Source organism: Stenotrophomonas maltophilia group sp. Smal13 (assembly GCF_030236855.1).
GTDB lineage: Bacteria > Pseudomonadota > Gammaproteobacteria > Xanthomonadales > Xanthomonadaceae > Stenotrophomonas > Stenotrophomonas maltophilia_A.
In genome coordinates this window covers 17,926-27,030 of sequence record NZ_JASJSQ010000048.1, presented here as the reverse complement: position 1 = coordinate 27,030, position 9,105 = coordinate 17,926, and the positions used below count along the sequence as shown (strand labels likewise).

Genomic DNA, 9,105 nt, shown 5'->3' with positions numbered 1-9,105 from the left:
AACCTCGGGATCGCCGGGTGGATGCAGTTGCCGGCCAGCGGCCGGCACTACCCAGGATCATTCGAGCAGGTGCGCGCTCAGCGCTTCGCCATCCGCTCCCGGCAGATACGGCAGCCGCCCCCAGCACGGCATCGGCAGGCGCTGCTGCAACGTCGCGACGTTCTCATCCTGGCGCTGCATCACCGGGTCGATGTGGTTGCCGATCCAGCCCAGGCACTCCACGCCGCTGGCCTGCAGCGACTGCGCAGTCAGCCGTGCGTGGTTGACGCAGCCCAGCCGCATGCCGACCACAAGTACTACCGGCAGATGCAATGCACGCACCAGGTCGAGCTGGTCGAGCGTGGCCGAGACCGGCGCCAGCCAACCGCCAACGCCCTCCACCACCACGACATCGGCCTGCGCACGCAGGCGCGCGAACGCTGCCACGATCGGCGCCAGTTCCACCTGCACGCCATCCTCGGCAGCGGCCAGCTCCGGCGCCAGCGGTTGCCGCAGCGCGTACGGATTCAGGTCGGCATAGACCGGCACCGGCCAACTGGCCGCCTGCAGCGCCAGCGCGTCCTCGTTGCGCAGGCCCTGCCCCAGGTCTTCGCTGCCGCTGGCCACCGGCTTCATGCCAACCGCGCGCAGGCCGCGCCGGCGCAGTGCATGCAGCAGCGCGGTGCTGGCCGCGGTCTTGCCGATCTCGGTATCGGTGCCGGTGACGAACAGGGCAGGCGGCAGCGTGGCGGGCAACGGCATCGATAAGCTCCAGCGGGGCAACAGAGCCTGCATTATCGCCGGCCCGGCGCGCTTGCTAGACTGCGGGCATGTTCGCCAATGCCTCGCTCACCGGCAGCAAGCCGGAACAATACGCCCAGCTGCTGGAACAGGCCCGCGGCCTGGTCTACGCCGAGTCCGACCGCATCGCCAACGCGGCCAACCTCTCCGCACTGGTCTATCACGCTCTGCCCGACCTGAACTGGGTGGGCTTCTACCTGTACGACGGCAAGGAACTGGTGGTCGGCCCGTTCCAGGGCCTGCCGGCCTGCGTGCGCATCCCGCTGGACAAGGGCGTGTGCGGTGCCGCCGCCAGCCAGCGCGTGACCCAGCGCGTGGAGGACGTCGATGCCTTCCCCGGCCACATCGCCTGCGATTCGGCCTCGCGTTCGGAACTGGTGGTGCCACTGCTGCGCGGCGATGAACTGATCGGCGTGTTCGACATCGACAGCCCGAAAGTCGGCCGCTTCGATGCCGACGACCAAGCCGGCCTGGAAGCCATCGCCCGCGTGTTCGTCGAGGCGCTGGGATGAGCGCACCGAAGCTGCGCAACATCGGCCCGAAGAGTGCGGCGTGGCTGCGTCAGGTCGGCCTGCGCAGCCGCGAGGATCTGGTTGCGATCGGCGCGGTCGGTGCCTTCGTCAAGGTCAAGCGCGCCGGCTTCAAGCCCAGCCTGAACCTGCTCTATTCACTGGAAGGCGCGTTGCTGGACTGCCATTGGCAGGAACTGAGCGAGCCGCAGCGTGAGGCGCTGGTGCAGGATTACGAAGCGCGCATCGCTGCGCATCCGCTGAAGGCGGCCGGCCCCGCTTCGGGCCCGGTGCATGAGCAGCGCTTCGATGCTGACGACGACGCTGAGGACAGCGTGGCCGAGCGCGCGGACGAGGATTGAGGCCTCCGCGTTCCTGGGGATGCCGGCCAGCGGCCGGCACTACCACTGTGATGCGGGATCGGTAGCGCCGGGTCATGCCCGGCGACTGCGGTCAGGGCTGCTGCAGCTCCAGCAGTTCGCCCACCAGCCCGACCTCGCCGCGCTCCAGCCACACCCGCAGGCGTGTGCCGTGGTCAATACGCAGGGCCCAGCACAGCGACATCGGCAGGCCGCAGACCTGTGACAGCACCATGCGCAGCGGGCCGCCGTGGCTGACCACCAGCGTCGGCACCGGATCGTCATCATCCAGCAGGCGATCCAGCGCGCGCGCGATGCGCCGCTCGAAGTGGCCCCAGCTTTCGCCGTTCGGCGGCGGGAATGCATGCGGGTCGGCATGGAAGGCCGCCAATGCGTCCTCCGGCAGGTCGAACAGCGACTGCCCGTCCCAATCGCCGAAATCCAGCTCTTCCCATTCCTCGTCTGCTTCCACGTCCAGCCCACGCGGGGTGGCCAGGGCCATCGCCGTGTGCAGCGAGCGCAGCCGCGGCGAACTGATCACCCGCTCCCAGGGCTGCGCAGCGTAGGCGTCGACCAGTTCCTGCGGCAGGCGGGCCAGCTGCGGTGGATCACTGCGGCCATCGAGGAACTCATCGCGACCGTTGCCGGCATGGCGGACCAGGTCGAGGATCATGCGTGCGTCCTGTACAGGCAACGCGGGAACAGCGGAAAACGGGCGGACATCGGCAACGGCACCACGGGATCGAGGGACCATTCTAAGGGCACAGCAAAGGCAGTCGAGCAGGCTCGACGCTACGGGCCGCCTGCGATGCCGTAGACTGCGCGCACTTCCAGGTGACCTGCGGCCACGGCCGGCAGGTTGAAACGGGAAGCCGGTGACGCGTGATTCCACGCCAGGCCGGCGCTGCCCCCGCAACGGTAAGCACGTCAGTTCCAGGCAACAACGCCACTGTGCCGCAGGCATGGGAAGGCGCCTGGACGGTGGCCTCGCGCCACCCTGCGGCAAGCCCGGAGACCGGCCAGGAAGCCTCAGGTCGCGATGCGGTGGGCATGGCGCTGGATGACCGCAGCCTGCGCTGCGGCGTCGGCGCATGCCTGCCTTCGCGGCTCCTTTCCTTCGCCACGCGGGCGTGCGTGGCACCTGGAGTCCCCCATGAAGCTGCAGTCCCGAATGCTGTCCCTGGCCGTGCTGGCCGCCCTGCCCGCGCTGGCCGCCCTGCCCGCGCTGGCCGCCCTGCCCGCGCTGGCCCAGGCCGCCGATGACACCACCGCGCTCGACCAGATCCTGGTCACCGCCACCCGCACCCCGATCGCCCTGCAGGACAGCATCGCGCCGGCCCAGGTGATCGACCGCGCGCAGATCGAATCCAGCCAGGCCACGTCGCTGCAGGAACTGCTGCGCGGCCGCGCCGGCATCAACCTGACCAACTCCGGCGGCCTCGGCAAGCAGAGCTCGCTGTTCCTGCGCGGCACCAACTCGGGCCACACCGTGGTGCTGGTGGATGGCGTGCGCATCAACAGTGCCGACCTCGGCCTGGCCATGTACCAGGACCTGCCACTGGCGCAGATCGAACGCGTGGAAATCGTGCGCGGCCCGCAGTCCAGCCTGTACGGTGCCGACGCCATTGGTGGCGTGATCCAGATCTTCACCCGCCGCAACCAGGGCGATTTCGCTCCGCACTTCCAGCTCGGCGGTGGCAGCAACGGCCTGCGCGAAGCCAGCGGCGGCATCGGCGGTGGCACCGAACGCGGCTGGTTCGGCGCCGACATCGCCTACCAGCATTCCGACGGCATCGATGCCTGCCGCGGCTCCGCCTCGGTGTTCACCGCGGGCTGCTTTGCCGACGAGCACGACCGCGACGGCTACCGCAACCTGTCCAAGAGCCTGCGCGGCGGCTACAGCTTCAACGACCAGTGGACCGTGGAAGGCAGCGCACTGCGCGCCGACGGCAAGAACCACTACGACGGTTACTACAACTATTCGGAAACCCGCCAGCAGGTGCTCGCTGGCAAAGTGCGCTACACCCCGTCTGAACGCCTGGCTTTCACAGCCAACGTCGGCCGCAGTGACAACGAGTCGGACAACTTCGGCGCACCGGGGGTGTTCGGCAGCGCCCAGACCCATCGTGACAGCGCCTCGCTGCAGGGCGACTTCGGCGTGGCCGAGGGCCAGCTGCTGAGTGCAGGCGTGGATTGGAGCGAAGACAACCTGGACGGCAGCAGCGCGGGCTACCTCGTCGACAGCCGCCGCAACACCGGTGTGTTCGTGCAGTACCAGGGCCGCTTCGGCCGCCACCAGCTGCAGGCCAGCGCACGCAACGACGACAACCAGCAGTTCGGCAGCCACGCCACCGGCAGCGTGGGCTGGGCGATGGAACTGGAGCACGGCCTGCGCGTCAATGCCAGCTACGGCACTGCGTTCAAGGCGCCGACCTTCAGCGACCTGTACGACCCGTGGAGCGGGGTGCCGACGTTGAACCCGGAGAAGTCCAAGAGCGCCAATCTCGGTGTTTCGCAGCAGGGCCAGGGCTGGCATTGGGGCCTGGATGTGTACGAGACCCGCATCGATGACCTGATCACCTACGATGCGTCCACGATGAAGATGCAGCAGGTGGAGAAGGCGCGCATCCGCGGTGCCGAGCTGACCGGTGGCGTGCTGTTGGCCGGTTTCGACATCAACGCGCAGCTGAGCTACACCGACCCGCGCAACCGCACCCATGGCAGCACCCAGTTCGACAACTGGCTGCCGCGCCGTGCGCAGCAGACCGCGCGCCTGGACGTCGACCGCCGCTTCGGTGACGTCCGCGCCGGCCTGACCGTGCAGGGTGCGGGCAAGCGCTATGACAACGCCAGCAACTCGGTGAAGGTTGGCGGCTACGGCACGCTGGACCTGCGCGCCGAGTACGCGCTGACGCCGTCGTGGTCGCTGCTGGCGCGCGCCGCCAACGTGTTCGACCGCACGTATGAAACCGTGGCGTGGTTCAACCAGCCGGGCCGCGAGTACCAGCTGAGCGTGCGTTACCAGCCGAAGTGACCGCGACGGTCATGGTAGTGCCGGCCGCTGGCCGGCAACATCATGACCTTCGGCAACGCATCCCGGGTTGCCGGCCAGCGGCCGGCACTACCCAATGCGCCGATCCGGGATTGCCGGCCAACGGCCGGCACTACCCATTGCGTCGGCCCGGGTTACCGCCCGGCGACCGGCGTTATCCGTTGCATCAGCCCTGCAACCCCGGCAACTCACGCAGGTCGTCGATCACCGCCACCGCATGCGCGGTGGCCAGGTCCAGGCCGCGCGGATAGCCGTAACGCACCAGCGCGATCGGCATGCCTGCATCTTCGGCGGCGCGGTAATCGGTCAACGAATCACCGACCATCAGGCACGCCTCTACAGGCAGCCCGAAGTGCGCAGCGATATGCCGCAGCGGCTCACCGCTGGGCTTGCGCTGCGGCAGGGAGTCGCCACCCAGCACCAGCGCGAACGCATCACCAATACCCAGATGCTGCAGCAGCGGTGGCACCAGCGCTTCGGGCTTGTTGGTGCAGATCGCCAGCGGCACGTTGCGGGCACGCAGCTGCGTCAGCGCTTCGGCCACGCCATCGAACAGGCGCGGGCTGCGCAGCAGGCACTCACGGTAGTGCACCATGAACACCGGCATCACTTCGGCCAGGTCCACCTCGCGGCCGGCCGCATGCACGGCCTGTTCAACCAGGCGGCGCACACCGTCGCCGATCCAACCGAGCACCGTGGTTTCCGGCACGCGTGCCACACCGATGTCCTCCAGCGTGCGGTTCAGTGCTTCGGCGATATCGGCGGCGCTGTCGACCAGCGTGCCATCAAGGTCGAACACGACCAGCGGATAGGGATACGACAAGGGACGGCACCTGCATGACGTGGGGCCGTCCATTGTACGCCGCTGGTTTTTGCGCCGATCCGCCTCAGCCGATCCGGCGCGCGCGGGTCGCCAGGAAGGTGGGCAGATAGCGATCGATCAGGAAGCGCGGCTGCGGCTGCCAGTCTTCCATGAAGCGATCGATGATGAAGCCGGCATCCAGCTGCCCACCGATCAGTTCGGTCAGGCTGTGGCCGAAGGTCAGCGCGTCACCCCGTGCCAGCTTCGCCTCGCGCTCGGCCGGCGCCAGGTCTTCCAGGTCCGAATAGGGAATGGCGTACTGTGGCCGGATCAGGCCTTGTGCATCCAGCTGCGGATCGCGCGCGCCAACGAACAGCACCGGGTTGTAGAAGCTGGCCATCAGCATGCCATCGCGTGCCAGCACGCGGCGGCACTCGGTCCACACCGGGCGCACATCAGGCACGTACAGGTTCGAGATCGGGTGGAACACCACATCGAAACTGTCGTTGGCAAACACGTGCAGATCGCGCATGTCGCCCTGCACGGTGCGCAACTGCAGGCCATCGCGCGCGGCGACCCTGCGGTCCTGTTCCAGCTGCCCGTCGGAGAGATCGAACACGGTGACGTCAGCACCCGCAGCAGCCAGCACCGGTGCCTGCTGGCCACCGCCTGAGGCCAGGCACAGGATGCGACGGCCGCGTACATCACCCATCCAGTCCAGTGGCAATGCGCGGGGCGTCAGGTGCACCTGCCAGCGGCCTTCGCGCGCGGCGGCAATCGTTGAACTTTCCACCGGGCGCGACCATTCGCGCACTTCGCTGGCCTGGCGGTCCCAGGCAGCACGGTTGTGGTCGATCAAGGCCTGTCCATGGTTCATGAGTTCTCCTTGCCCGGTGGGCGCCAATCCAGATCCTGGAAGGCCGGGCTGGCGAAACACTCGCCCAGGAAATCCAGGAATCGCCTCATGATAGCGGGCTGCTGGCGCCGTGATGCGTACACGGCATGAATGCCGAGTTCGTCCAGGCTGAATTCGGGCAGCAGTTCGATCAGCTCACCGCTGCGCAGCAACGGCGCCACCTGGTAGGTCGGCAGCATGGCGATGCCGGCACCGGCGCGCACCGCCTCCAGCAGCAGCGAGGCCTCGTTGGCGCTGATGTTGCCGCCCACCGCCACCGACAGCGAACGCCCATCGCGGTGCAGCTGCCACAGGCTCTTGCCGACGTAGTGGTGGGTCAGGCAGTTGTGCGCGGCCAGGTGCTCGGGGGCGGTCGGTGTGCCACGCGCCTGCAGGTAGGATGGCGTCGCGCACAGCACCGAGCGGCAGGTGGCCAGCCGCCGTGCGATCAGGCTGGGATCGATCTGGCGCGCGATGCGCACGGCCAGGTCCACCCGCTCCTCCACCAGGTTCACGGTGCGGTCGACCAGCAGCAGCTCGATGCGCGCCGCCGGATGGCGCGCGACGAAGCCGGCCACCGCCCGCGCCAGGTGGCTCTGCCCGAATGAGACGCTGGCGGTCACCCGCAGCGTCCCGTGCGGCTCGGGATCATCACTGGCCAGCTCGCCCTGCAGTTCTTCGCCGATCGCCAGCATCTGCCGGAAGCGCGCCAGCGCCGCCTCACCGGGGCCGGTCAGGCTGACCCGGCGCGTGGTCCGGTGCAGCAGGCGAGCGCCCAGCCAGCTCTCGACCTCGGCCAGGTAGCGGCTGACCATTGCCCGCGACATGTCCAGCACCTCGGCGGCGGCGGTGAGGCTGCCGCGCTCGGCCACCTCGACGAACACGGTCATGGCGGTCAATCGGTCCATATGCTCGATCCATGCAACAAACAAGCGCGTTATACGCTGTTTTTCGAGCAACTGCAGCAGCCTAGAGTGGCCCCATTCCCACCCCACACCGCCCCACGGAGTCATGCCATGAAAATCGCCCTCGTTGGTTCCACCGGCAACATCGGCCGCCAGATCGCCCGCCACGCGCTGGCCCGCGGCCACGAACTCACTGTCATCGTGCGCAGCGCGCAGGACCTCCCGGCCGAGCTGGCCGGTGCCCATCCGGTGATCGCCTCGCTGGATGACCAGGACGCGCTGGTTGCCGCCATCACCGGCCACGACGTGCTGGCCAGTGCCTACGGCCCGCGCCCGGGCGATGACATCGGCCGCGTCGGCGAGATCGCCGCGCAGCTGGCCGCCGCCGCACGCAAGGCCGGCGTGCCCCGCCTGGTGGTGGTCGGTGGCGCCGGCAGCCTCGAAGTCGCACCCGGCGTGCAGCTGGTCGATACCCCCACCTTCCCGGAGGCCTACAAGCCGTACGCACTGGCCCACCGTGAGGCGTTCAACCGCCTGCAGGCAGTGGATGACCTGGACTGGACCTTCTTCTCGCCGGCCGCCGAAATCGGCCCGGGTGAAGAGCGCGGCCAGTACCGCGTACAGCCCAAGGCGTTCCTGGCCGACGCCAGCGGCCACAGCCGCATCAGCTACGCCGACTACGGCGCGGCGTTCGTCGCCGAGCTGGAAGCGCACCAGTACCCGAAGCAGATCATCACTGCGGCGTACTGATGCCAGGCCGCCGGGCATGGCCCGGCGCTACCCACCTGTGAGCCAGGCCCACGCCCGGCTCGCCGTCCGCCACAAGGAATGCCCCATGCGTACCGCTGCCCTGCTGCTCTCCCTCGCCCTGGCCGCCAGCTTCACCAGTGCGCCACTGCTCGCCGCGCCGGCCGCCGCGGCGCCGGCCACGGCCACGAAATCCCAGCTGCACCTGCAGACCTTCCATCCCGGCCCGCAGGCGATGTTCTCGGTGTCCTCGGTGCTGATCGAAGGCCGCCACGACGCGATCCTGGTCAATGCGCAGTTTGGTGCCAGCGACGCGCGCAAGCTGGTCGAGCTGATCCGCGCCAGCGGCAAGCAGCTGACCACCATCTACATCAGCCACGGCGATCCGGACTACTACTTCGGCCTGGCCACGCTGCAGGACGCGTTCCCGCAGGCGCGCATCGTCGCCACTGCGCAGACCGTCGCCCACATCCAGCAAACCCAGGCCGGCAAGCTGGCCTACTGGGGACCGAAGATGGGCGCCGACGTGCCGGCGCGCATCGTGGTGCCGCAGGTGCTGGACGGCGATGCCCTGCAACTGGAAGGCCAGCGCCTGCCGCTGATCGGCCTGGATGGACCCACGCCGGACCGCACGGTGCTGTGGGTGCCGTCGCTGCGCGCGATCGTCGGTGGCATTCCGGTGGTGGCCGGTGAACACGTGTGGATGGCCGACACGCAGACGCCGAAGTCGCACACCGACTGGCTGCAGACCCTGCAGCGGCTGCAGGCACTGAAGCCGAAGGTGGTGGTGCCGGGGCATTACGCGCCGGGTGCGGCGTTGGATGCCAGTGCGCTGCGCTTCACCGCGGACTACATCCGTGCGTTCGATGTTGAGGCGGCAAAGGCGGAAGACAGTGCGGCGCTGGTGAAGGCGATGCAGGCGCGCTACCCGAAGCTGGCGGGCGTGGAGTCGCTGGAGTTGAGTGCGAAGGTGGCCAAGGGCGAGATGCAGTGGCCATGAGGTAGGGGGGGTTCTTTTGCAGGGCTGCGCCCTGCACCCGCTCAATGCAACGGCAA

Annotated in this window: 10 protein-coding genes and 1 riboswitch; of the genes, 5 read left to right on the top strand and 5 right to left on the bottom strand. The window is 68.7% G+C overall.

Annotation, left to right across the window (positions count from 1 at the left end):
- Positions 1-57: 57 nt before the first annotated feature.
- Positions 58-741: a dethiobiotin synthase gene (bioD, locus tag QRO95_RS15850; protein ID WP_285302968.1), complete on the bottom strand. Its 684-nt coding sequence runs from the start codon at positions 739-741 to the stop codon at positions 58-60.
- A gap of 68 nt (positions 742-809) precedes the next feature.
- Between bioD and QRO95_RS15845 the strand changes: the two genes are divergently transcribed.
- Both QRO95_RS15845 and QRO95_RS15840 read left to right on the top strand, forming a co-directional pair.
- The gene (locus QRO95_RS15845) at positions 810-1,292 is read left to right on the top strand and encodes a GAF domain-containing protein (RefSeq protein WP_005407940.1); all 483 of its coding nucleotides are present in this window, start codon (positions 810-812) and stop codon (positions 1,290-1,292) included.
- Positions 1,289-1,651: a TfoX/Sxy family protein gene (locus tag QRO95_RS15840; protein WP_032128727.1), complete on the top strand. Its 363-nt coding sequence runs from the start codon at positions 1,289-1,291 to the stop codon at positions 1,649-1,651. The genes QRO95_RS15845 and QRO95_RS15840 overlap by 4 nt, the downstream gene beginning before the upstream one ends.
- A 91-nt stretch (positions 1,652-1,742) precedes the next feature.
- Here QRO95_RS15840 and QRO95_RS15835 read toward each other — a convergent pair whose 3' ends face one another.
- Positions 1,743-2,321 (bottom strand): histidine phosphatase family protein, encoded by a 579-nt coding sequence (locus QRO95_RS15835; RefSeq protein WP_032128728.1) that lies wholly within the window; start codon positions 2,319-2,321, stop codon positions 1,743-1,745.
- A gap of 142 nt (positions 2,322-2,463) precedes the next feature.
- A riboswitch (cobalamin riboswitch) is annotated at positions 2,464-2,687 on the top strand.
- 114 nt (positions 2,688-2,801) lie between these two features.
- Between QRO95_RS15835 and btuB the strand changes: the two genes are divergently transcribed.
- Positions 2,802-4,682, top strand: a complete 1,881-nt coding sequence (btuB, locus tag QRO95_RS15830; protein ID WP_285302966.1) for a TonB-dependent vitamin B12 receptor — start codon at positions 2,802-2,804, stop codon at positions 4,680-4,682.
- A gap of 184 nt (positions 4,683-4,866) precedes the next feature.
- Here btuB and gph read toward each other — a convergent pair whose 3' ends face one another.
- The 3 genes from gph to QRO95_RS15815 all read right to left on the bottom strand — a co-directional run bounded on the left by gph (position 4,867) and on the right by QRO95_RS15815 (position 7,305).
- Positions 4,867-5,523, bottom strand: coding sequence for a phosphoglycolate phosphatase (gene gph / locus QRO95_RS15825; protein ID WP_285302965.1), 657 nt, complete (start codon positions 5,521-5,523; stop codon positions 4,867-4,869).
- A gap of 64 nt (positions 5,524-5,587) precedes the next feature.
- Positions 5,588-6,379 (bottom strand): class I SAM-dependent methyltransferase, encoded by a 792-nt coding sequence (locus QRO95_RS15820; RefSeq protein WP_032128731.1) that lies wholly within the window; start codon positions 6,377-6,379, stop codon positions 5,588-5,590.
- Positions 6,376-7,305 (bottom strand): LysR family transcriptional regulator, encoded by a 930-nt coding sequence (locus QRO95_RS15815; protein WP_197616132.1) that lies wholly within the window; start codon positions 7,303-7,305, stop codon positions 6,376-6,378. The genes QRO95_RS15820 and QRO95_RS15815 overlap by 4 nt, the downstream gene beginning before the upstream one ends.
- A gap of 108 nt (positions 7,306-7,413) precedes the next feature.
- Between QRO95_RS15815 and QRO95_RS15810 the strand changes: the two genes are divergently transcribed.
- Positions 7,414-8,052 carry an NAD(P)-dependent oxidoreductase gene (locus QRO95_RS15810; RefSeq protein WP_121504798.1) on the top strand — a complete coding sequence of 213 codons (639 nt, stop codon included), beginning with the start codon at positions 7,414-7,416 and terminating at the stop codon, positions 8,050-8,052.
- Between the two features lie 85 nt (positions 8,053-8,137).
- Positions 8,138-9,049, top strand: coding sequence for an MBL fold metallo-hydrolase (locus tag QRO95_RS15805; RefSeq protein ID WP_285302964.1), 912 nt, complete (start codon positions 8,138-8,140; stop codon positions 9,047-9,049).
- The last annotated feature ends 56 nt before the right edge of the window (positions 9,050-9,105 follow it).